Origin of the sequence: Falsochrobactrum ovis, assembly GCF_003259955.1 — a bacterium.
Classification (GTDB): domain Bacteria; phylum Pseudomonadota; class Alphaproteobacteria; order Rhizobiales; family Rhizobiaceae; genus Brucella; species Brucella ovis_A.
In genome coordinates, this window is record NZ_QLMK01000010.1 from 1 (window position 1) to 23609 (window position 23609).

Below are 23609 nucleotides of genomic sequence, written 5' to 3' on the forward strand. Positions count from 1 at the left end.
GCTGATGCCGACGCCGATGCTGATGCCGACGCGGATGCTGATGCGGATGCCGACGCCGATGCGGATGCGGATGCCGACGCAGATGCTGATGCGGACGCCGATGCTGATGCCGACGCGGATGCTGATGCGGATGCCGACGCCGATGCCGATGCGGATGCGGATGCAGATGCGGATGCCGATGCAGATGCGGATGCCGACGCAGATGCTGATGCCGACGCCGATGCTGATGCCGACGCGGATGCTGATGCGGATGCCGACGCCGATGCGGATGCGGATGCCGACGCAGATGCTGATGCGGACGCCGATGCTGATGCCGACGCGGATGCAGATGCGGATGCCGACGCAGATGCTGATGCGGACGCGGATGCAGATTCGGATGCTGATACCGAAGCACCTGAAGCTCCTAGGGTCGAGGTGGACATCGACGGCGTGACGCTCATGATCACTGGCGAAGCCAATACCCTCGCAACCATCTATGATGCCGCCCAGAACGTTATCGGCACGGCTGAACTGTCCGAAAATGGCACTGCGACATTCGTGATGGCGCCTAGCAATGGCCAAGATGTGACGGTCACGCTGACTGACGCTGCAGGTAATGAATCCGCTTCCACCCCTGCAAGTCTACCCGATACGCTTCCGCCAGAAGCATTAGAGGCCGTGCTTGCAAACGATACCGGCCTCGAAGATGACGGTGTCACCAGCGACGGAACAGTCTCAGTTACAGGTCTCGAAGAGGGAGCGACTTGGGAATACTCGGTCGATGGTGGCGTCACCTGGCAGGAAGGAGAGGGTACAAGCTTTGTGCTCGAACCGGGCCAATATGGTGAAGGCGACATTCAGGTTCGCCAGACCGACACGGGGCAAAATGTAGGTCCGGCTTCCCAACTTGGAGCAATATCTATCGTTTCACTCGCCGCAGTTAATGATAGCGCCGCGGTCGACATGGGAGGTCGTGTATCTCAAACTCAAGAAACTATCTCTAACGACAACCTTCAAGTGTTGGGCTTGCTGGATACAGGCGCGCCCTCAACCGGAGTACAATTCTCTGTCGCTGAAGGCGCAACAGGCGATGTTGTTATTGAGGTTAGCCAAACAGCGCTGATCGCAGTAGCTGACGCTTTCAACGTCGAAATATACGACCAAAATGGCGAGCTTGTCGGTGTGATCACAACTCAAGACAGCGATCCATTACTCGGCGATGTTTTGGGACTGGGCGTCTTGGGGCTGACCAACAACAACACTTTGGTCGCCAATGTCACTGGGCTTGCTCCGGGTGATTACACAATCGTCGTCCGTAAAGGCGATAGCGCGCTTGGTCGTTTGTTGGATGCTGACGGCGATGGGGTGTCTTTGGAGGAACTCGGCCAAGGCGGGGTTGTTCTCGGTGCGGAAAACCAAGAATTAATTCTAGACGCTATCGAAGACGCATTGGGGCCTGTCCTTGGAGGCACTGTCCGTGGGATCCTAGAGCTTGTCCTCGATACCACTACTGCGCTCGGTGCGGGCCAATTGGTAGAGGTCCTTAGTACCGCGCTCAGCAATCTTGGATTGACCAGTTCGTTGGATCTGGTTCTCGGCGCTGTCGCAGACGCACTGTTAAGTAACACGCTGACGCTTTTGCAGAGTACGTCAGTCACCGCTACCGTGACCGAACATAGCTTCGAGGCCGGAAGCGAACCTATTAGTGGAAATGTGATTGATCCTGACGCCTCGCAAAGCGGCGAGGCAGGTGAAGATAGCATTATTCCGGGAACGACTGTGACCCAAGTGGCGCTTCAAGGAGGAGATGCGGTTACGCTGACCGATGGCAGTGCGACCATCGAAGGTCTTTATGGTACTCTCGTGATCAATTCTGACGGTTCCTACACTTACACACCGAATGGTGATGCTCAGTCAGTGGGGCAAACGGATGTGTTCACCTATACTATCTCGGATGGTTCGAGTTCGGCTACGGCTGATCTGACGATCACCGTGGATGGTGCTATTCTGACTGATGATGTCGCGAGAGCCGGTATTGACTATGAATATCTCGTGACACCGGGCGTTAACAGTCCTGGTGCGATTACTGACAGCTGGTTACTGGCGGTGACGCCGCGAGAAAACACAAGCTCTTCAATCTTCGTAGCAGAGAACACGCTTCAGGATATGACCTTGGGCGTGAACGCGGGGAATCTGCTTGGGCTTGGCGGTAGCGTGACCGTCTATGTTGAAACTAGATCATCTTCTACTGGAGCATGGAGCGTACATTCGACGTATGATTCATCAAGCCTAGTAACCCTGATTGGCGATTCCGGACCGGGTGAAATCTTGGTGTTGGGACTTGAGCCGGGCGAGTACCGGATAAGGACTGTAACAACCGGTATAGGCGTTGCGGGCAATTTCTCCTTAGATATAAGTACGACTGTCACTCATCTCGATCAATATGAGACCCCTCACTCCTATGCGGCAACGGGTGATCTCTTCGAGAATGATCTGGTCCAAGCTGGGCAAGTTTTCGAAATTAATAATGGAGAAGGCTTCGTCGAAGTTGCTACATCTCAGACGGTCAATGGTAGCTACGGCACGCTGATTGTTGAAGCCGATGGTAGCTATACTTACACCCCGGATGATCGGGCAACGCCCGGTGGCCAGTTCACCGATACGTTCACCTATCGTATCGACCGCGGTGACGGCAATTATGAGGAAGCAACGCTGACAGTAACGATAAATGCGACTGTCGAAGGGCAGGTGGTTGAGCCAGCAATCCCTGATATCGCATCCTTCTCCATCGAAGATAGTGACGTTATTCCGATGGCTGAACTTTCAACCGATGAAGATGCTCAGCCGGGTGATATCGAAGAGCCAGCTAGCTTGCAAAACACCCTTCTTCTTGAGGAAGACAGTGGTGAAATCACACTGCCCTTTGGCAATAGCGATAATGCAAGCGAAGCCAATTCAGATCTATCCTCGTTCCCAGTTGATCCGGTCAACGCATCTGCTGACCCGTTGGGGCATCTGGCTCCAGACCCACTTGCTCAGGAGGATGATCTCAATCCGGCACATGTGATCTAACTGGTCTATCAGACCATACGACCGATGTGTTTGGAGCTGAATAATTCCTCCGCCGCTGATTGATTAGCGGCGGAGGCTCTCATGAGAATTACCGGTTAATACTGGTTATTGCGGATGATGAATGCAGAAAATTTCGGTCTTGCGACGTTTGGTGCCCCTATTTCTGAGCTCATGCCTTTTGGCCGCGTGCCAGATGTCTGCAAATGACCTCGCTTTGACCGATAATTCGATCAAACAGGCAAATAAAATCGAAGCTCCCCCAACCCTCTCAATGGCCGCGTCAACCCCCGGACGCGCCATTGAGGGGGGCAATGCCGACAAAGGCAATGCTCCCAAGACGCGGGACCGTGGCTCCCTTTCAATGGAAGCCGCGGTCCTGCGCGCAGTGGGATGGCATCCGTCTGTCGAAGATGCAACGGGACGAATACTTCAATCGGAAGAGCGTATTCGTGCAGCAAAGGCGGGCTATTATCCTCAGCTCAATGCAGGCGTAAACTCTGGCTATCAAAGCCGCAATCGTGAGGGCTGGCGCCCAAATCTTAATGTTTCAGCATCGCAGATGCTTTACGATTTCGGTAAAGTATCAAGTTCAGTTGAGATTGAACGAGCGGGGAAAAATATCAGTCAGGCACAGTTGCTGCTTGCGGTTGATAATCTCGCACGTGATACAGCCAATGCGGTGGTGGAAGTACAGCGATACCGTCAACTTTTGGCGTTTGCGCAAGATCAGGTTGAGGGCGTCAAACGCATTGCCGCGCTTGTCAATGAGCGCTCAGATCGTGGCGCGAGCACAATGTCTGACAAGGTGCAGGCCGATGCACGTGTGGAATCTGCTCTTGCAACACAATTACAATATCAATCAGAATTGAGCCGTTGGAAGGTCGCTCTTGCAGCTCTTATCGGAGGAGGCTCGCCCGATCCGCGCTCTGATGCGCCAACATGGCTTGGACAGGCTTGCAGCGTTCAAACTCCGGATTGGGACGAGGTTCCTGCTATACGTCAGGCCGAAGCGGAAAAGGAAGAAGCCCAAGCCCAACTCGCTGCGAGCCGCGCAGATGGGCTGCCAACAGTTTCGCTTGAAGCATCCACCGGATATGATTTCAACGCCTCGCGCGATGACACAAGAAGCAATGATCGCCAACCCGAATATTCTGTCGGCATCAATGTGTCATCCAGTCTTTATAATGGCGGGCAAACAGCGGCGCAAAAGCGCGCTGCGGCCCATGGATTGCGATCTGCTGAGGCGGCCATACGCACCGCCCGTTATGATGTAGAGCGTAATTTAATGGAATCGCGAAGTCAGGTCGGCACGCTCGGACGCCTTGCTGATGCACTTCAATCACGTGCTAGCATGATGATAAAAACACGGGATCTGTACCGCGAACAATATGTCCAGCTCGGAACGCGCACGCTTCTTGATTTGCTCAATGCTGAACAAGAACTGCATGAAGCGCGGTTTCAAATTGCAAACACCACTCATGATATTCGACGGCTGAACATCAATTGCCTCTATAATTCCGGTAAGATACGTCAGCAATTTGGGGTTAATGCTTTTGCCTTGGCGGGAGGTGTGATCACCCAATGAAAGGCGATGACATTATAACCAACGTCAATTTCGACGCATCTTTTGAAACTGAGCCGCCCGCCGCAAAGCAGATTCAAAATGAACAATGGGCCGAAGCGCTGCAGCTTGTTGCGCTACATTATAAGCTTCCTGTTTCGATCCAACGGGCGAAGCTTGCTGCAAGCGCGGATCATAACAAATCCGATAAAGCCAAACTTGAAAAAATCGCGCGGCAGATGGGATTGAGCCTACGGCTTATTGCGCCGCAGCGCATTGCACTTTCTGCTTGGCATGTGCCTTTTATTCTCCAGCTTACCGGTGGACAGCTGGCGATTGTTCATAAAATCTCGGCTCAGCGTGAAGCCGCTACTTCACTGATCGGTGAGGAAGGGCTCGAACAAATATTCGCACTAGATGAACTTCTTCAACAAACAGAACAGGTAATTCTGGCGCGACCTGCAAAAACAATACCCGATGCTCGCGTCGATGCCTATATCAAGCCTTATGAAGAAAACTGGCTGCGGCGAATTCTATTTCGTGATCTGGGTTCCTACGGCCATGTGATGATAGCCTCTTTAATTGCTAACACGCTTGGGCTTGCGGGTATTCTTTTTTCTATGCAGGTCTATGATCGAGTAATTCCTGCTCAATCATTTAATACGCTTTATGTGTTGTTTAGCGGCGTGGTCTTGGCAATTTGTTTTGATTTCCTGATGCGCCGGGCACGTATGAGCATTGCGGATGTGTTGGGCAAAAAAGCCGATCTGGAAATGTCCGATGTTATTTTTGGCCACGCTTTGCGCGTGCGCAATTGTGCGCGGCCAACTTCGACTGGCTCCTATATCGCGCAGTTGCGTGATATTGACCAAGTGCGGGAGCTTTTGACATCCACGACAGTAACCGCGATTGCCGATCTTCCTTTCTTTTTTCTGTTTCTGATATTGTTCTGGTGGTTGGCTGGTCCTCTGGTTTTCATTCCGCTAGGCGCTTTGGTTGCGCTATTGCTTCCCGGAATTTTGCTGCAACGACGTTTGCGTAAACATGCCAATGAGGCCATGCGAGAAGCCTCTTTACGCAATGCCATGCTGGTTGAGACGGTTCAGGGCCTTGAAGATATAAAAACTCTGCAGGCAGAAGACCGATTTCAACAACAATGGAACCATTTTAACGCGGTAACCGGCGATGCGCAGATCAAATTGCGCTCCATTACCAATGGTTTGAGCGTTTGGACCCAAAATGTCCAAACCGGCGTTTATGCTTTAACCGTTTTTGTCGGTGCGCCGATGGTAATTAATGGTGATATTACAACCGGCGCATTGGTCGGCGCATCTATTCTTGGTTCGCGTATGCTTGCACCTATGGGGCAAATTTCGCAGATAGCAGGACGATTTCAGCATGCGCGAATTGCTAAAAAAGGGCTTGATCAGCTTATGCAGCTGCCGGTTGATCATCCCGACAATGAGAGCAAAATTCACTGCCCTCATATTCGCGGGGGTTTTCGGTTTTCTAATGCTTTGTTTCGCTATGGTGATCAGAACTCGCCACCGGTGCTGTTGGTTAAAGAACTCAAAATTAAACCGGGTGAACGCATAGCGGTACTGGGCAGAAACGGAGCGGGGAAATCCACTCTTTTGCTTGCTTTATCGGGCTTGCTTGAAGCGGCGGAGGGCGAGGTGCTGCTTGATGATCTCTCTTTACCGCAGATTGACCCGGCGGATGTGCGCAGAGATGTTGGGCTTCTCACTCAAAATTCCCGGCTTTTCTTCGGAAGCCTGCGGGACAATATCACAATGGGCGCACCAAACGCGTCTGATGAAGATATCCAGTATGTGCTCAAAATGGTGGGGGCAGACAATTTCATCCGCAAACTGCCTGACGGACTTGATTTTTTGGTTCAGGAAGGCGGATCGGGTCTTTCCGGCGGCCAGAAACAAGCAATTTTACTGGCTCGCATATTAATTCGTGATCCATCCATTGTGCTGCTGGACGAGCCGACCTCTTCCATGGATGAGGCGACCGAAAGACATTTCATTCAGCAATTTGCGGAATGGAGCAAGGGGCGGACCGTGGTGATTGCTACGCACCGTATGCGGGTTCTCGAACTGGTTGATCGGCTCATTGCCGTAGAAAACGGCCAGATAGCACTCAATGACACCAAAGAACGCGGCTTGCAGACCTTGCTCGGCATGAGCAAAGTTCAAAAGCCCTAAGATCTAGGAGACGGAAAACGCAATGGCCGCCTTTGGCGACGAGTTTGGGGCCTTGGGCCGGGAAAACGAAGAGGGTGATCGCCTGAAGCGTAATAAACGCTTTGTGCGTCTGGTACTTCTCTTTTTCGCGGTTCTTTTGGGCTGGTCCTATCTTGCGCTACTCGACGAAGTCTCTACCGGTACCGGAAAAGTGGTGCCGACGTCTCAGGAACAGGTTATCGCTTCACTCGAAGGCGGAGTTTTGGCAAAACTACATGTAAGGCAGGATGACGTCGTCATGCCGGGGCAAATTCTCGCGCAATTAGACCCGACCGTGACTGAATCCAATGTGCAGGAAAGCGCTGCGAAATATCGTGCAGCACTGGCCAGCGCGTCTCGATTGACCTCTGAAGTGGGTGGTACGGAGCTTGAGTTTCCGGCAGAACTTGAGAACTACCCATCGCTGATAGCCTCTGAAACCAAACTATATGAGGCGCGTGCGCGCAGCTTGCGTGAATCTCTTGGCTGGATCAGTGAATCCAAGCAGCTGGTCGAAGCGGAACTAAAAATCAATGAATCTCTGACCAAAATGGGTGCGGCCAGCAGTGTGGAAGTCATCCGTCTCAAACGACAATTAGTTGAGCTTCAACTCAAAGAAACGGAAATTCAATCGCAATATATTGTGACGGCGCGAGAGGAATTGGCAAAGGCCAATGCTGAAGTAGAAGCGCTAAGCTCAGTTATTCGCGGGCGTTCAGATTCACTTTCGCGCCTAACCCTCCGGTCTCCCGTGCGTGGTATCGTCAAAGACATTGAAGTATCTACGATTGGTGGGGTCGTACCGCCCAATGGGAAATTAATGGCGATTGTTCCGCTTGATGAGCAATTGCTTATCGAGGCGCGTATTTCGCCCCGAGATATCGCTTATATTCATCCCGATCAGCCCGCCAGCGTAAAAATTACCGCTTATGACTATGCTATTTATGGCGATCTTGAAGGCAAGGTGGTGAGTATTTCGCCGGATACAATTCAAGATGAAGTCAGGCCGGAAGAGTTCTACTACCGGGTTTATATCAAAACAGAAAACGACGCGCTTTTTAATAAAAATGGCCAACGCTTTCCTATAGCGCCTGGAATGATCGCGACCGTGGACATTCATACTGGAAGCAAAACCGTGTTTGAATATCTGGTGAAGCCGTTTAATCGCGCTCGCGAAGCGTTGCGGGAAAGATAAATGCCTCTCGATTCAAATATAGATAAGTTACAAAATTTGCTTAGCCGCCTTCAGGAAAAAATTGCTGCCGAATATCAGCCAGCCACAGGATCTGCACCGTCATGCACCTTGTTTTTTTCGTTCACCGACACAAAACAGCGTGCAACCGTTTTTACGGTTTCTGCGGCGAATCTACGAGATGCGTGGAGAGCTGGTGTTGAAAAATTGCGTCAAAAAACGGTGAAAACTGGGGTTAAACCAGCGTGGATTCGCGTCGATTGGGTCGAAAATGCTGAAAAAATCGACTGGAAAACGTTAAAATCGCGGCTAAAATCAACAAAACGTAACTATTTTCGTCATTCTTTGGCGCTTGATCGTCACTTTCGCACGGCATTTTTGGAAACAGAATTAAATGCCAATGCTATGCTTTATGGTGGGCCGAAGATCAGTCATGCAATTGTAAACGAGGCCAATTTTCTTCGTTATGCAAAGCTGCGGCACGGAATTGAACAAATTTCCTTTGACGATGATGCCCCACTTATTCAGTTTTCAACACGCGCTGTTTTTGGAACGTTAGATAGTGAAAAGACCTATCTTATCAATGGCGTAGGGCGCAATGCGGGTCGTCGTGAGGTCACACATCTTCAGCCCGATCAAATTGAGACCTTGATTGAGGATGGCAGCCAGTTTCTTGCATCACAAGTGAAAGAAAATGGCCGGTTTATCTATGGATGGCATCCTTGTTTCGATCGAGAGATCAAAGCCTATAATAGTTTGCGGCATGCAAGTACGCTCTATTCAATGATTGAGGCTTGGGAAATTACGCAAAATATGCAACTCAAATCTGCGATTGACCGCGGGCTTGATTATCTCACAACTTCACTCATTCAGACGGTAAAGCATAATGGACAGGAAATAGCTGTCCTAGTTGATGCCAATAACGAAGTAAAACTTGGCGGCAACGCAGTTTGTCTACTTGCGCTCGTTAAATATAGTGAGGTGACTGGATCTGATAAGTATCTGGGCTTATTAGAAAAACTCGCATTAGCCATTCTCTATATGCAGGATCGCGAAACCGGCAAATTCGTGCATGTGCTTAATTTCCCTGACCTTACCGTTAAAGAAGAATTCCGCATTATTTACTATGATGGAGAAGCTGCCTTCGGATTGATGCGGCTTTATGGCTTAACCCGAGATAGGCGGTGGCTTGAGGCGGTCGAGCGAGGATATTCTTATTTTATTGCGGCTGATCACTGGCAAGCGCATGATCATTGGCTCGCCTATGCAACCAATGAACTGACCCGCTATCACCCAAGGCAGGAATATTTCGAATTCGGCATAAAGAACTTTGCCGATTATCTCGATTTTGTGGCCAATCGCATCACCACATTTCCAACATTGCTCGAATTGATGATGGCGGCGGAGCAAATGGTTCAGCGGCTGCAAAATGACGAAACTTTTGCTGCTTTGCTGGCTGCAGTCGATCTCGAAAAATTTTATTCGGCATTAGAAAAGCGTGCCCATTATTTGCTTAATGGGCACTTCTGGCCAGAGCTGGCAATGTTCTATGCTAATCCTCAACGCATCCGAGGCAGCTTTTTCATTCGTCACCACGCTTTTCGAATTCGGATAGACGATGTGGAGCACTATCTTTCTGGTCTTGTTGCCTATCTTAAATACCGAAAGCGCCAATAACATAAGATAATATCAGCCAGCCGCTCCGGTTCTTCAGGTAGTCAGATTTCCAGATCAATTTTAGTCAAAGAGCTAAACACTCGCGGTCATGCCACCATCCACATGCAGAACCTGACCGTTCACAAAGGAAGAGGCATCGCCGCTTAGGTAAACTGCTGCGCCGACCAGTTCTTCGACATTGCCCCATCGGCCAGCAGGCGTGCGCTTTTCTAACCATTTTGTAAATTCCGGATCATCAATCAGCGCTTGATTGAGCGGTGTCGCAAAATAGCCTGGTGCGATAGCGTTGACCTGAAGCCCATATTTAGCCCAGTCCGTTGCCATACCACGCGTCAGATTGCGCACAGCACCTTTGGTAGCGGTATAGGGGGCAATCGAAGGCCGCGCCAATTCACTTTGTACCGAAGCAATATTGATTATCTTGCCACGTTTGCGTGCAATCATATGGCGAGCAACCGGCTGACTTACATAAAATATACTTGAAATATTTGTCTCAAGCAGAAGCTGCCATTTATCTTGCGGAAAATCTTCAAGCGGTGCGCGAAACTGCATGCCAGCATTGTTGATGAGGATTTCAATGGGGCCAAAATCGCGCTCAATTGCATCTATACTCGCTTCAACTACATCCGCATCTGTGACATCAAAATTCGAAGCATACGCTTTGTGACCTTTGTCAATGAGCGCTTTCACAGCTGCATCGACTTTGCCGGGGTCTCGCCCATTAATGACGACCGCTGCGCCGTGCTCGGCAAGCCCTTGAGCAAGCGCAAATCCAATCCCCTGGCTGGAGCCGGTAATCAAGGCCAGTTTGCCGGTCAGATCAAAAAGCGGAAATCCCATAAATTCCTCCCAATCCTAGCTGCTAATTGTATAAAGCGTCAGTGATGCTTGCTTATGCCCTAGTTGTTATCGGAAACATAGGCAAGCCTATAAGGAGGAGCGCATGAAAACGGTTGTCATTCACGCTGCGAAAGATCTTCGGATAGAAGAGCGGGTCGCAGAAAGCGTAGGCCTAGGCCAAGTGGAAATTGCCATTCAGGCCGGTGGAATTTGTGGCTCCGATCTCCATTATTATCACCATGGCGGGATTGGCACGATTCGCATACGTGAACCTATGATCCTTGGTCATGAAGTTGCAGGAACGATTACTGCGCTTGGCGCATCGGTCAGCGAGTTTTCGATAGGTGATCGGGTTGCAGTATCACCCAGCCGGCCTTGCAGCGCGTGCGAATATTGTTTGAGAGGAATGCAAAATCATTGTCTGAATATGCGTTTTTACGGTAGCGCAATGCCGATGCCGCATATTCAGGGCGCATTTCGTCAAAAACTAGTGGCTGAAAGCTGGCAATGTCATAAAGTAGCACAGCATATTTCAGTTCACGAAGCCGCTTTCGCCGAGCCTTTAGCCGTAACGCTTCATGCGATTGCTCAAGCCGGTTCGCTTCTAAATAAACGCGTTTTGGTGACAGGTTGCGGACCTATCGGCGCGCTTACTGTTATTGCCGCCCGCGCCTATGGTGCCAGAGAAATTATTGCCACCGATGTGATGGACCCGGTTCTGCTAAAAGCGAAGGAAGTGGGTGCTGATCGGACAATTAATGTGTCTGAAAATCCGGAGCAACTTTCTGCCTATGCGGCCAATAAAGGCTATTTTGATGTGATATTTGAAGCATCCGGCAATGAACAGGCGCTGCGATCAGGTCTTGAAGTGATCAAGCCACGCGGCATTATAGTGCAGGTGGGGCTTGGCGGTGATGTGTCTATTCCGCAAAATATGGTTGTTGCCAAAGAAATAGAACTTCGCGGCTCATTCCGTTTCCATGAAGAATTCTCATTAGCGGTCGATATGCTTAATCGTGGGGCTGTCAATGTCCAACCATTGTTAAGCGCAGTCTACCCGTTGGAAAAAGCAATCGAGGCCTTTGAAATCGCCGGCGATCGCAGCCGATCTATGAAGGTTCAGCTCGCTTTGTGATCAACCCCAAATAACCGCCGCAGATGATCTCTGCGGCTGTTTTTCCAAATATGGATCGATCTTATTTTAGGTCCTTTTTAGCCCAGATTGAATATTCAATTTTGCCTTTCAATTCTGGATATTGATCGGGGTCAAACCGGGGTTCCCCCTTATTCTTCTGCTCGAAATAGTCTTTGGTCAGTTTAGCCACTGTTCCTGAAAGTAATACGATAGCAATAAGGTTAACCGATGCCATCAGGCCCATGGCCGCATCTGCAAGGTTAAAGACGGCGTCGACCGTGGTATAGGCACCCCAGACCACCATCAGCAATACAGCTAAGCGCAAAATAGTGATGGTACCCTTATTATCGATCTTCAGATAAACCATCGCATTTTCTGAATAGGCATAATTGCCGATGATCGAAGTAAATGCGAAGAAAAAGATCGCAATAGCGATGAAATAGCGGCCAAATTCGCCAATATGGACCGTCAGAGCTTCTTGAGTGAGGGGTGTTCCGGTCAACTCTCCTCCGGGCGTCATTACCCCGGACATAAGGATCATAATACCGGTGGCGGTACAAACTAAGATTGTATCGATAAACACTCCCAATGCTTGAACAAAGCCCTGGCTGGAAGGATGATGTGGAGTAGGGGTAGCAACAGCTGCAATATTGGGCGCTGAACCCATGCCAGCCTCATTGGAGAACAGGCCGCGCTTGACACCGTTGAGCATAGCGCCAGCTATGCCGCCGGCTGCTTGTTCAAAACCAAACGCACTTTTTACGATTAGCGCAAGAACGGTTGGCACTTCCGTGATATTGGCAATCATCACATAAACAGCCATACCAATATAGAGGACTGCCATGAACGGAACTATATATTCGGAGACCTGAGCAATCTGCCGGATACCGCCGAAGATAACTATGCCGCTAAGAATTGCGATCGCTAATCCGACCCAGACTTTATCGATGCCGAAAGCCCCCTGAACAGCATCCGCAATCGAATTTGCTTGCACGGCATTAAAGACCAAGCCAAAGGCAATGATCAGACAGATAGAGAAAAACGCCGCTGCCCAAGGCGCGTTGAGACCTCGTGCGATATAAAAAGCCGGTCCACCCCGATATTGGCCGTTTTGATCGCGGACTTTATAAAGTTGGGCAAGAGAGCTTTCTGCATAAGCCGTTGCCATGCCCAGAGCAGCAACAACCCACATCCAGAATAAAGCGCCCGGACCGCCCAAAAATAATGCCACCGCAACGCCCACAAGATTACCAGTGCCTACTCTGGAAGCGAGACTGGTACAAAGCGCCTGAAGCGGCGTGATACCGCTACTATCTTTAACCGGTGCGCGGACAATTGACCGTACAAATTCCGGAAAATGTCTGAACTGAATAAATCCAAGACGTGAAGTGAAATAAATTCCCACAGCAATAAGGCCGTAGATAAGAACATAATTCCAAATGATGGCGTTTAGAAAGTCTACTATTGAATTTATGACCGACACGGCCGTTCCTATTCTGTGCTGTGCTCACAGAGCGAGCCTAACACTTTTTTCGGTTACAAAATGCCTGATTAATCCAAGTATCTTTGAGGCAATAGACTGCCCGGGTCAATAAGAACTGGCGGTCAAAGAGATCTTCTTTGTTTATAACCGGGCGCGTGAAATCAATCCCGGCATATTTTTTGGCAAAGATGAGTATTTGATAAACAGTCGGCGGAGACCAACAAATCGTACTGAGCTGCTTTCAATTTGCGAGAAAAACACTTTAAAGCAAAAATGCCATTTCGTGCAGCAATTGCTTGAAATGGAAGATTTTAACTTCAATCCCCAAGCACTTGTCGGTTATCGCCATCCCGCGAGCGTACCAGCTCATGTTTGATATGTCGTAGATACTGAATCGCGCGATCTTTATCGGCATAAGCGACCATATTTGCCAAAATATCGACCGTTGCAAGATAAGCGTAGCGGGTCGAGGTTGGGCGGAAAATATTGTTCCCTTCCTCAAGGTCTATCGTGATAACGATATCGGCGGCCTCAGCGACGGGGGAGTTACTCTGAGTAATCGCAATGGTTGGGATATTGCGGGCGCGCAAAAGGTCCATACAATGAACCAGATCCCGGTCCCGTCCAGAAATAGAGGATCCGATCACCACCGTTCCCGGCTGGGCCGCGGCGGACAACATCAGGCTCATATTATGATCGGTCGATGCGTTGATGCGGCAGCCAAGGCGAAAAAGCCGGTTATGAAGCTCTTTTGCAATCATGGATGAATTGCCAGTGGCTCCGAAAGCCTGGATAAATTCTGCGCCGCGCAATAAATATGCAGCCTGTTCGAGCTTCTCCAAATCAAGTTGGCGGTGAATTTGAAACAAAGCATTTTGGGCTTTTGTGATAATATCTTCCGCGACTTCTTCGACCGTGCTCGTCTGCGTTTCCGGCATGAGATAACGCAAGCCGACATAGGTAATTTTGGCCAATTGCACTTTGAAATCGCTATAGCCTTGACATCCAACACGACGGCAAAAGCGCGTGACCGTTGGCGGGGATACGCCGGCGCGAGCGGCCAATTCTCCAATTGAAGAATTGACAGCAAAGTCGACATTCTCCAACACGAAAGACGCAAGTTTTTTCTCAAGCGCCGATAGTTTTTCACCCTTGTCGTTTAAAGCTTGAATAATATCCATCTTCGCTCCGTGTCCCGGAAAACTGGATTGATGAAAATTCTTTTCATTGATTTGTTCTTATCAGAACCTAGCGAGCCAAAATAGGCCCCCAATTCACTATTTTAGAAATTAAATAACAACTGATTCGCCATCAACAGTGGCAATGTGGAGAAAGGCGATCAGAAGGCAGGCGCCACCGGATGAAATTTATGGCCGACTTGTAGGTTCTGATTTTCATCGTTTTTTGTGAGCATTTTGGTGGGAACTGATCCGTAACAGCAGAAATGATTGAACCAAATAAGAAATTGGAAAATAGCCGCATGCGTGATGGCGCATTCTTCTGAAAATCAATTTCAAGTAATTTTCATTAGAGGCTTAGCTCTGCGTGTTTTTCTACAAAATTAGTTGACAGTGTTTCACTTCACGGCATTATGAAGAAAATAATTTACAGCTAAGGGAGTGTAGGGAGGAAATAAGACAATTCTGCTTTTATAACGCTGTTTCAGGTGAAACTAGCGATCACATTCACTGTGGCCATTATTACTCCGGTTTAAAGCCGCTTAACGGAACTCTCTGCAGACAGAGTGTCGCGAACTATCTGTTCGGATCAAACAATGCGCATATTCACTGCCTCTCTTGCGACTGAAACAAATACTTTCTCTCCTGTCCCTACCGATATGGATTCTTTCCGTAACGGTTTTTATGCGGGACCTGGTGAACATCCCGAAACACCGACTTTGTGTTCTTCGGTCGTCCCGATTTTGCGTCGGCGCGGCGCGGCTGAGGGCTTCACCGTTATCGAAGGCACGTCCTGTTGGGCGGAGCCTGCCGGTCTTATCCAGCGCCAGACCTATGAGCATCTGCGTGATACGATTCTCTCCGAGCTAAAAGCGGCGTTGCCCGTCAACGCTGTGGTGCTCGGTCTGCATGGCGCGATGATTGCGCAGGGTTATGATGATCCCGAAGGTGACCTGCTCTCACATGTGAGAGAAATTGTCGGTCCAAATATTTTGATTGCTGCCGAATTTGATCCGCATAGCCATCTGACCGCAAAACGCGTGGCGCAGCTTGATATTCTGGCCTGTTTTCTGGAATTCCCGCATACCGATTTTGAAGAGCGTGGTGAGCATGTAGTGGATCTCACTTTGCGCGCATTGCGCGGCGAGATAAAACCCGTCATCTCCACTTTCGATTGCCGCATGATCAGCATTTTCCCGACCAATCGCGAGCCGATGCGCTCCTTTGTTGATCGGATAAAACAGCTGCATGGAAAAGTCGATATTCTGTCTATTTCTGTGATCCATGGATTTATGGCTGGTGATGCACCAGAAATGGGCACAAAAATTCTTGTGATCACCGATGATAATGAGGCGCGTGGCGACCAGTTGGCACAGGAGCTGGGGCATGAGCTTTACCGTATGCGCAAGCGGACGATCATGCCCATATTTGATATTGAGGCGGGGCTTGATCACGCTGTTGAGACCAGAGCCAAAGATAAAAGCCGGCCGGTTGTAATTTCGGATATTTGGGACAATCCGGGTGGCGGGGTCGCCGGTGATGCCACCACTATTTTACGGCGGATGCTTGAGCGCGGTATGGATAATTTTGCGGTCGCGACGATTTGGGATCCGATCGCAGTATCCTTTTGCCATGCAGCAGGTGAGGGGGCCGAACTGGAACTGCGCACGGGCGGTAAATCCTCTCGCCACGGTGGCGAGCCGCTTGATCTACAGGTGATCGTGCGCAAGGTTGCAGAGACGGGTTGGCAGAGTTTTCGCAAAAGCCGGGTTAATCTTGGTCGCGTAGCTGTTGTGCGTCCTGTTGGCACGCAAATTGATATCATCCTGATTACCAACCGCTCACAAACCTATGAGCCGGACATTTTCTCCAATCTCGACATCAATTATGCGGGCAAAGATTATCTGTTGGTGAAATCTACCAATCATTTTCAGGCTGGGTTTCAACCCATCACATCGGAAATCGTCTATATCGCTGCGCCAACGTCTTATCCGACTGATCCAACAGTCACAGACTATCGCAAAGCCAGTTTGGAAATCTGGCCGCGGGTGAGTGATCCGCTGGGTCTGGATTAGGCTTGATCTATAAATCTTACAAATAGGGGAAACTGATGAGAAAGAAACTTTTACTCATTGCTAGCGCACTTTTGTGCTCCAGCGCTTTGGCAAGCGCCAATACAGAAGGTGTCCTTAACATCGCCACCATAGGTGAGCCGCCGACACTCGATGTGATGCAGACACCAACCGATATTGTCCTGACCATTGATCAGCACATTTTTGAAACCCTTTTCACCTATGATGAACAGTGGCGTTCTGTACCGCTTCTGGCGGCTGATATGCCGGAAATTTCTGAAGATGGTCTGCAATATCGCATTCCTCTTCGTGAGGGCGTAAAATTCCATGATGGCAGCGATTTGGATTCAGAAGACGTCGTCGCCTCACTAAAGCGCTGGATGGAAATCAACTCCAAAGGCAAGCAAGTAGCCGAAATTGTTGAAACTATTGAAAGCGATGGCGACCATGCGGTTATCATCAAATTAAAGTCGCGCTATGCGCCACTGCTTGCGACCTTATCGCAAGCTTCGGTGATTATTCCTTCTGAGACAGTAGAAGAAACACTCACCAAATTTATCGGCACCGGTCCCTATAAACTCAAAGAGCGCAAGCCTGACCAATATACCCAGCTTGAACGATTTGATGACTATAAATCGCCCGAAGGTGAGCCGAGCAACTTTGCCGGCAAGCGCGAAGCGATTGCCAAAGAATTGCGCTTTATTCCCGTGCCCGATGCCAATACGCGTGTCGAAGGTTTAATATCCGGACAGTTTGATTTTGCGGATTCACTTCCCGTCAGCGCTTATGATCGCATTGAGACAAGCGACAAGGCAAAGCCGGTGATTTTCAAGAATTCCGGCTGGGCTTCGCTCAATATGAATATGAAAGAAGGTCCGCTACAGAGTAAAGAACTGCGACAAGCAGTACAGGCAGCTCTTAATGCATCAGATATGATGCTAGCCGCCTTCTCTGATGATCGTTTTTATAGTCTTGATGGTTCGATTTTCCCGGAAGGCTCATTCTGGAATACGCAAGAAGGCGTTGTCAGATATGGAGAGGGCAACCCGGAAGAAGCGGCAAAGCTGCTTAAAGATGCGGGCTATGATGGCGCTCCGATCCGGCTTCTGACCAGCCGTCAATATGAGTTCCATTACAAAATCGGCGAAGTGGCAAAAGCCTATTTGGAAGCTGCGGGCTTCAAAGTCGATCTGCAAGTAGTTGACTGGGCAACCTTAACAACCCGCCGCGCAGACCCGGCCCAATGGGATATTTTCATCACCCATTCAAACTTTCCGGGTGATCCCACAACCATCAACACGATTACCGACACTTATCCGGGCTGGTATGTATCTGACCAGAAAGACAAAGTAGTTGCCGCCTATATGGATGCGACGACCGAAGAAGCCAAGCAGAAAGCCTGGGCTGATATACAGGTCGTGATTTATGATGACGCACCGCTTTATAAGGTTGGTAACTTCAACGCTCTTTCCGGCCTTGCCGCCGGTGTAGAGGGCTATACGCCAACCTATTGGCCGCATTTCTGGAATGTCACCCCGGCAAAGTGAGGCTTGAAACATGCTCTGGATCGCCCGTGCCATAATCAATCGCCTAATGGGAATGTTGATCGTTCTCGCACTGGTGGTAACGGTCGTGTTTATCATTGTCCGTGTAACGCCGGGCGATCCGGCTGCTGTTATGTTGGGTTCTGACGCAACCCCGCAAGATATTGCCGAACTGCGCAGCCGTATGGGGCTCGACGCTCCAATGCTGGTGCAATATGGGCAGTTCGTGCTGGGCATATTCAAAGGCGATCTGGGGCAATCTATATTCCTCAATCAGCCCGTGACACAGGCTTTGGCCTCACGGGCTGAGCCAACCTTTTTCCTAACGCTTTTTTCCATACTGATAGCAGTGCTGATCGCATTGCCTGTTGGAATATTGTCAGCCGTAAAACGCGGAACCGTTTTTGACCAATCCGTTGTCACTCTGACCATGGTTGCAGCCAGCGTACCGAGCTTCTGGCTGGGGCTTATGCTCATTCAAATATTTGCGGTTAAGTTCGGCTGGTTCCCGGCATCGGGTTATGGTGGACCCGATACGAGTTTTTGGGTCCGATTACGGCACTTAGTGCTGCCTGCTGTGGCACTTGGCGTGGTCAACTCCGCTCTCATTACCCGGTTCACACGAGCTGCCATGCTTGACGTGCTCGGTGATGATTATATTCGTACAGCGCGGGCCAAAGGCTCGAGCGAAAGCCGGGTCATTCTCAAACATGCATTCAAAAATGCACTGGTTCCGATCATTACGGTGATTGGTCTTTCCATCGCAATGCTGGTCGCCGGCGCAGTGGTAACAGAAACCGTTTTTGGCCTGCCGGGCATCGGAAATCTCGTTGTTTCTGCCGTTCTTCGTCGGGATTATCCAGTCATTCAGGGAACCCTGCTTGTTGTCGCCGCTATCTATGTTCTGATCAATTTCATGGTGGATATGCTGTATATTCTCGTTGATCCGAGGGTGCGCCAGTGATGCTTGCTTCTATGTCCATGCCTTTTGCAAGCAGTCTGCGCCGGTTTCTAGGCAATCGCGCAATCCTGTTTGGCACTCTAATCCTGCTCACTGTGGTGCTCGCAGCTTTGCTCGCGCCGTGGATTGTCCCTTACGCGCCCAATAAGCTTTCCATCGTCAATAAATTGCAGGAACCCTCGCTAAAGCACCTGTTTGGAACCGATGAATTTGGTCGCGATATATTTTCGCGTGCAATTTATGCAGGGCGAATTTCACTGCTTGTAAGCTTGGGCGTGGTCATTCTTTCAACGGTTCTTGGTGTCATACTTGGCGTCTTGGCGGGCTATTTCCGCAGGCTTGATGCACCGATTTCCCGGCTGCTGGACGCAATGATGTCGTTTCCGGATATTCTGCTGGCGATTGCACTGGTAGCGGCACTTGGTCCATCCGTTATCACAGTGATTATCGCGCTCGGCATTACTTATGCTCCGCGTCTTGCCCGCATTGTCCGGGGATCAACATTGGTGATACGTGAAATGCCCTATGTGGAAGCGGCGATGTCACTGGGATTGCCCACTTGGCAAATTCTATCCCGCCATATTCTTCTCAATCTTCTCTCGCCTATTCTGGTGCAGGCAACATTTGTTTTTGCCTCTGCTATGCTTGCCGAAGCCAGCCTGTCATTTTTGGGCGTGGGCGTTTCAGCCGATATGCCGACCTGGGGAACTATGCTCGCTTCGGGCCGGGAATATATGAATAATGCACCGTGGCTTATGATTTTTCCGGGGCTTGCGATCGTCTTTTCTGTCCTTTCGCTGCAACTTGTCGGAGACGCATTGCGTGATCTTGTCGATCCCCGCCTTGCGAAGGAGAGTTGATGATGAATGATATTAAATCTTCTGTTCAACCTGTCCTGGCGGTTGAAAATCTGACCACCTCTTTCAAAAGCGATGGCGGCTGGAAACCGGTCATTCGAGATATTAATTTCCATGTGAATGCAGGCGAAACCGTTGCCATAGTTGGTGAGAGCGGATCGGGCAAAAGTGTAACAGCGCTTTCGACGATGCGCTTGTTGCCTTCCGCCCGCATGACGGGAAAAATACTTCTGGATGGGCGGGATTTGCTCGCACTTTCAGAAAAAGAAATGCGATCCGTCCGCGGCGGATCCATTGGCATGATTTTTCAGGAGCCGATGACATCGCTCAACCCCGTTTTCACGGTTGGTAATCAGCTCGCTGAAGCGATTGTTCTTCATCAGAAATTGAGCTGGAAACAGGCCGAAAATGAAGCTTTGCAGCTTATGGAACGGGTGCGAATTCCGGCAGCAAAGTCGCGTTTGAAAGAATATCCGCATAAGTTTTCCGGCGGCATGCGCCAACGCGTTATGATCGCTATGGCTCTGGCCTGTCGCCCACGGCTTTTGATCGCCGATGAGCCGACAACAGCATTGGATGTTACCATTCAGGCAGAGATTTTGCATCTCATCCGCGAATTGCAACAAGAAGAGAATATGGCCGTTCTTTTCATCACGCATGATATGGGCGTGGTGGCGGAAGTGGCTGATCGCACCGTTGTCATGTTGCGTGGCGACATGATCGAAACCGGGACGACCCCAGATATTTTTGCCGCTCCGAAAGCGATCTATACAAAATCCCTTCTGGCTTCTATTCCGCGGCTCGGTTCAATGGCAGATACCAACGCGCCTGAGCGTTTTCCTGAAGTTGATCCAAAAACCGGTGAGGCCGCTGATGGCGTGCAGATGCGCCCGTTAAATCAGGATCGCCAGCCGATATTAGAAGCCTCAAATATCGTCGTGCGTTTTGATCTTCCTCATGGGCGCATTCATGCGGTTGAGGATGTTTCTTTTGATTTGCGGCCGGGTGAAACCTTGGCCCTGGTTGGAGAATCGGGCTGTGGAAAGTCCACCACCGGTCGGGCAATTATGCGCCTTCTGCAACTGACATCTGGCGAAATAAAGATTGATGGCGAGGATATCACCCAACTCAAAGCTTCCCAGTTGCGATCAATGCGGCGCAAAGTTCAGATGATTTTCCAAGATCCTTTCGCTTCGCTCAATCCGAGGCTTAAAATCGGCTCTGCGATTGCCGAGCCGATCTTGTCGCATCAATTGATGGGAAAGCGTCAAGCAAAAGATCGCGTTGTTGAATTGCTTGAGCAGGTGGGGCTTTCGGCAGCCATGGCTGATCGCTTTCCGCATGAATTTTCCGGTGGTCAGCGTCAACGTATTTCCATTGCGCGTGCGCTTGCGCTAGATCCCAAACTGATAGTGGCAGATGAGGCTGTTTCAGCACTCGACGTTTCAGTAAAAGCGCAGGTTGCCAATTTGATGCTTGATCTACAGGAAAAGCACGATCTGTCATATTTGTTCATCAGCCATGATATGGCGGTGGTCGAGCGGTTAAGCCATCGTGTGGCGGTGATGTTTCTTGGCGAAATCGTAGAAATTGGGCCGAGGGAATCGGTGTTTAACAATCCGCAGCACCCCTATACAAAACGGCTGATTTCGGCAGTCCCGATCCCGGATCCGAAAAACCGAGACCTCACAAGGCCGCGGCTGGCGGGAGAAATAAAAAGCGCGTTGAGGCCGCTGGATTATGTGCCACCAAGACGCGAATATATTGAGGTCACGCCGGGGCATTTCGTGCAGGTGCTTACGGAGCGTGAAATGGAGCTATCTGCCGCCTGAACTAGCCCAAACGGCAGTGAACGCTTTTCAGACGGTTTCGTAAGCAATCCGTAGAATCTTATAAAAACCTATTGACTCTGGGTCACCGGTTGATGATTTTAACTGGACTAGTGGATAGACCAGCAGATCACTTCGGGGGCCCTCAGTGAAAGTCGCTTATGACCTTTTGTTGGGAAAGGACGCAACTCTTAACCGGGACTTGCAACGGCGCACACTTGCCGATGCAATCGCGGATAAAATCGCAGCTCTGATCGCGTCCGGGCTGCTTAGCGTCGGTGATGAATTGCCGGGTGAGCGGGCGCTGGCCACAGCGCTTTCTGTTAGTCGCCAGACAATTCGGATCGCCATTCAATCGCTTGCGGCGCAGGGAATAGTCGAAGTTACCCACGGTTCTCGTACACGCGTTGCCAATCCCAACCTGTCTGCCACAGCAGTGGGAATAACGTCCCGTTTGAATGTCGATCTATATGATGTCCATTCGGTGCATGCGGCGCGCCTGCTTATTGAGCAAAAAGTCGTTGGCGATACGGCAGAGAATATCTCTGACGAAGCGCTTGAACTATTGCGTCGATCGCTGGATACGCAATCCACCTGCATGAAAGAGCCGGTGCGTTTTCTGATCTGTGATCGTGAATTCCATGTTACGATTTATCGTGAATGCGGCAATCCTCTGCTCGCCGATATTGTTACGGATCTTTACACATATATGATGGAATTTCGCCGCCGTGCGGTTTCTCAACCCGGTGCGATCCAAGAAAGTTTCGCTGATCATCAGTCTATCCTGAGCGCACTGGAAAAGCGCGATCGACTAGCTGCTATGAAGGCGTTCGCTGCGCATGAGGAGCGCATTTACGTTTCCACACAAAAACTGCTGCAAGTTGCGGGCAGAACGAAAGCCGGAAACATTTAAATTTTATCAAGCCGATGAAATCGGCTGTTAACGGAGGAGGAAAATCATGATTACCAGACGTAGTATTTTGGCGCTGACGGCAGGTGCAGTCGCAATGGCAGGCGCCATTTTCGGTAGCGCTATCCCTGCCTATGCGCAAGAAAAATCAGTTGTTTATTTGACACCCGGCCTGGATTTGCCGTTCTGGCGCTATCTTTCAAAGGGTGTTGAGAAGGTTGCAACGGAAAATGGCTATAGTTTTCAAGCGCTTGATTCAGCAAACAGCGCCCAGACGCAACTAAAAAATGCTCAGGATGCCATAGCCCGCGGAGTTGCGGGTATTGTGCTGTCGCCAACTGATAGTTCAACCGCGCCCAGTGTGCTTCAACTCGCTGAAAAAGCCAATATTCCGGTCGTTATCGCAGATATTGGTACAAATAGCGGCGATTACGTCTCCTTTATTATCTCTGATAATTATGAAGGCGCGAACGGCACCGGCAAAGCATTGGCAGCCGCGTTGAAAGAAAAAGGTTGGGAAGACGGATCTGTCGGTATTGTTGCCATTTCACAAGCCCGTTTGAACGGCCAGGCCCGTACAAAGGGCTTTAAAGATGCGCTGGCGGAAGCCAATATTACCGGTGATGCTGGCCTACAGCAAATGCAGTCTTACACGGCGGACGAAACCTTTCGCTTCACGCAGGACATGCTGACGGCAAATCCAAATATGCGTGGCCTTTTTGTGCAGACAGATCAGCCCGCTATAGGCGCGCTGCGCGCAATTAAAGCGGCCCGACGCCAAGGCGAAGTCGCCGTTGCTGCATTTGACGGTATCCCAGAATTTGTGCCGCTACTTCAATCTGGTGAGCTGGTCGCGTCCGGCATGCAGCAGCCATATCTAATGGGCGAAACCTCCGGCAAGGCATTGTTTGACCACCTTGCAGGCAAGGAAGTTGAAAAAGAAATCCTCGTGCCAATTGTCGTCGTTACCTCGACAAATATTGAGGAAATGCTGCCTACAATTAAAGAAACCGTATTCGCTAATGAAATGGAATAGAGCGGAAATTCCGTCTCGATACATTGATTACGAGCATACTGTCGCCTGGCTT

Annotated in this window: 15 protein-coding genes and 1 pseudogene; 13 read left to right on the forward strand and 3 right to left on the reverse strand. The window is 50.1% G+C overall.

Annotated elements, in window-relative coordinates; genetic code table 11:
- From C7374_RS11310 to C7374_RS11330, 5 genes and pseudogenes are all read left to right on the forward strand, one after another.
- On the forward strand, positions 1–3051 hold a 3051-nt coding region (locus tag C7374_RS11310), incomplete at its 5' end, for a BapA/Bap/LapF family large adhesin (RefSeq protein ID WP_170130244.1).
- Between the two features lie 121 nt (positions 3052–3172).
- Positions 3173–4636: a TolC family outer membrane protein gene (locus C7374_RS11315; RefSeq protein ID WP_111575743.1), complete on the forward strand. Its 1464-nt coding sequence runs from the start codon at positions 3173–3175 to the stop codon at positions 4634–4636.
- Between the two features lie 86 nt (positions 4637–4722).
- Positions 4723–6825: pseudogene (locus tag C7374_RS11320) on the forward strand (type I secretion system permease/ATPase); the annotation flags it as partial.
- A gap of 22 nt (positions 6826–6847) precedes the next feature.
- On the forward strand, positions 6848–8038 hold the full coding sequence (locus C7374_RS11325; protein ID WP_111575745.1) for a beta-barrel domain-containing protein: 1191 nt from the start codon (positions 6848–6850) through the stop codon (positions 8036–8038).
- Positions 8039–9712 carry a glycoside hydrolase family protein gene (locus tag C7374_RS11330; RefSeq protein ID WP_111575746.1) on the forward strand — a complete coding sequence of 558 codons (1674 nt, stop codon included), beginning with the start codon at positions 8039–8041 and terminating at the stop codon, positions 9710–9712. It abuts the gene before it with no gap.
- Between the two features lie 72 nt (positions 9713–9784).
- On the opposite strand, the gene C7374_RS11335 is transcribed toward C7374_RS11330, so the two are convergent.
- Positions 9785–10552 carry an SDR family oxidoreductase gene (locus C7374_RS11335; protein WP_111575747.1) on the reverse strand — a complete coding sequence of 256 codons (768 nt, stop codon included), beginning with the start codon at positions 10550–10552 and terminating at the stop codon, positions 9785–9787.
- Between the two features lie 103 nt (positions 10553–10655).
- Between C7374_RS11335 and C7374_RS11340 the strand changes: the two genes are divergently transcribed.
- Positions 10656–11687, forward strand: coding sequence for an L-idonate 5-dehydrogenase (locus C7374_RS11340; RefSeq protein ID WP_111575748.1), 1032 nt, complete (start codon positions 10656–10658; stop codon positions 11685–11687).
- 61 nt (positions 11688–11748) lie between these two features.
- On the opposite strand, the gene C7374_RS11345 is transcribed toward C7374_RS11340, so the two are convergent.
- Both C7374_RS11345 and C7374_RS11350 read right to left on the reverse strand, forming a co-directional pair.
- Positions 11749–13161 carry an alanine/glycine:cation symporter family protein gene (locus tag C7374_RS11345; protein WP_111575815.1) on the reverse strand — a complete coding sequence of 471 codons (1413 nt, stop codon included), beginning with the start codon at positions 13159–13161 and terminating at the stop codon, positions 11749–11751.
- Positions 13162–13487: 326 nt separating this feature from the next.
- On the reverse strand, positions 13488–14351 hold the full coding sequence (locus C7374_RS11350) for a MurR/RpiR family transcriptional regulator (RefSeq protein WP_111575749.1): 864 nt from the start codon (positions 14349–14351) through the stop codon (positions 13488–13490).
- 593 nt (positions 14352–14944) lie between these two features.
- On the opposite strand from C7374_RS11350, the gene C7374_RS11355 reads away from it, so the two are divergent.
- The 7 genes from C7374_RS11355 (at position 14945) to C7374_RS11385 (ending at position 23557) form a co-directional block, all read left to right on the forward strand.
- Positions 14945–16423: a M81 family metallopeptidase gene (locus C7374_RS11355; RefSeq protein ID WP_111575750.1), complete on the forward strand. Its 1479-nt coding sequence runs from the start codon at positions 14945–14947 to the stop codon at positions 16421–16423.
- A gap of 35 nt (positions 16424–16458) precedes the next feature.
- The gene (locus C7374_RS11360; protein WP_111575751.1) at positions 16459–17967 is read left to right on the forward strand and encodes an ABC transporter substrate-binding protein; all 1509 of its coding nucleotides are present in this window, start codon (positions 16459–16461) and stop codon (positions 17965–17967) included.
- A gap of 19 nt (positions 17968–17986) precedes the next feature.
- Entirely contained in the window at positions 17987–18928 is a 942-nt protein-coding gene (locus C7374_RS11365; RefSeq protein ID WP_111575816.1) for an ABC transporter permease, read from the forward strand.
- On the forward strand, positions 18928–19785 hold the full coding sequence (locus C7374_RS11370) for an ABC transporter permease (RefSeq protein WP_111575752.1): 858 nt from the start codon (positions 18928–18930) through the stop codon (positions 19783–19785). The genes C7374_RS11365 and C7374_RS11370 overlap by 1 nt, the downstream gene beginning before the upstream one ends.
- 2 nt (positions 19786–19787) lie before the next feature.
- On the forward strand, positions 19788–21614 hold the full coding sequence (locus C7374_RS11375) for an ABC transporter ATP-binding protein (protein WP_111575817.1): 1827 nt from the start codon (positions 19788–19790) through the stop codon (positions 21612–21614).
- 145 nt (positions 21615–21759) lie between these two features.
- A complete protein-coding gene (locus C7374_RS11380) occupies positions 21760–22524 on the forward strand; it encodes a FadR/GntR family transcriptional regulator (protein ID WP_111575753.1) in 765 nt (254 codons plus the stop codon).
- Between the two features lie 46 nt (positions 22525–22570).
- Positions 22571–23557, forward strand: a complete 987-nt coding sequence (locus C7374_RS11385; RefSeq protein ID WP_245412641.1) for a substrate-binding domain-containing protein — start codon at positions 22571–22573, stop codon at positions 23555–23557.
- Positions 23558–23609 lie beyond the last annotated feature (52 nt).

Excerpts from the sequence above, each read along its gene's own strand:
- C7374_RS11360 (WP_111575751.1), top strand. The coding sequence starts at position 16,459 with ATGAGAAAGAAACTTTTACTCATTGCTAGCGCACTTTTGTGCTCCAGC.
- C7374_RS11330 (WP_111575746.1), top strand. The coding sequence starts at position 8,039 with ATGCCTCTCGATTCAAATATAGATAAGTTACAAAATTTGCTTAGCCGC.
- C7374_RS11375 (WP_111575817.1), top strand. The coding sequence starts at position 19,788 with ATGAATGATATTAAATCTTCTGTTCAACCTGTCCTGGCGGTTGAAAAT.
- C7374_RS11385 (WP_245412641.1), top strand. The coding sequence starts at position 22,571 with ATGATTACCAGACGTAGTATTTTGGCGCTGACGGCAGGTGCAGTCGCA.
- C7374_RS11315 (WP_111575743.1), top strand. The coding sequence starts at position 3,173 with ATGCAGAAAATTTCGGTCTTGCGACGTTTGGTGCCCCTATTTCTGAGC.
- C7374_RS11350 (WP_111575749.1), bottom strand. The coding sequence starts at position 14,351 with ATGGATATTATTCAAGCTTTAAACGACAAGGGTGAAAAACTATCGGCG.
- C7374_RS11340 (WP_111575748.1), top strand. The coding sequence starts at position 10,656 with ATGAAAACGGTTGTCATTCACGCTGCGAAAGATCTTCGGATAGAAGAG.
- C7374_RS11370 (WP_111575752.1), top strand. The coding sequence starts at position 18,928 with ATGCTTGCTTCTATGTCCATGCCTTTTGCAAGCAGTCTGCGCCGGTTT.
- C7374_RS11355 (WP_111575750.1), top strand. The coding sequence starts at position 14,945 with ATGCGCATATTCACTGCCTCTCTTGCGACTGAAACAAATACTTTCTCT.
- C7374_RS11335 (WP_111575747.1), bottom strand. The coding sequence starts at position 10,552 with ATGGGATTTCCGCTTTTTGATCTGACCGGCAAACTGGCCTTGATTACC.
- C7374_RS11325 (WP_111575745.1), top strand. The coding sequence starts at position 6,848 with ATGGCCGCCTTTGGCGACGAGTTTGGGGCCTTGGGCCGGGAAAACGAA.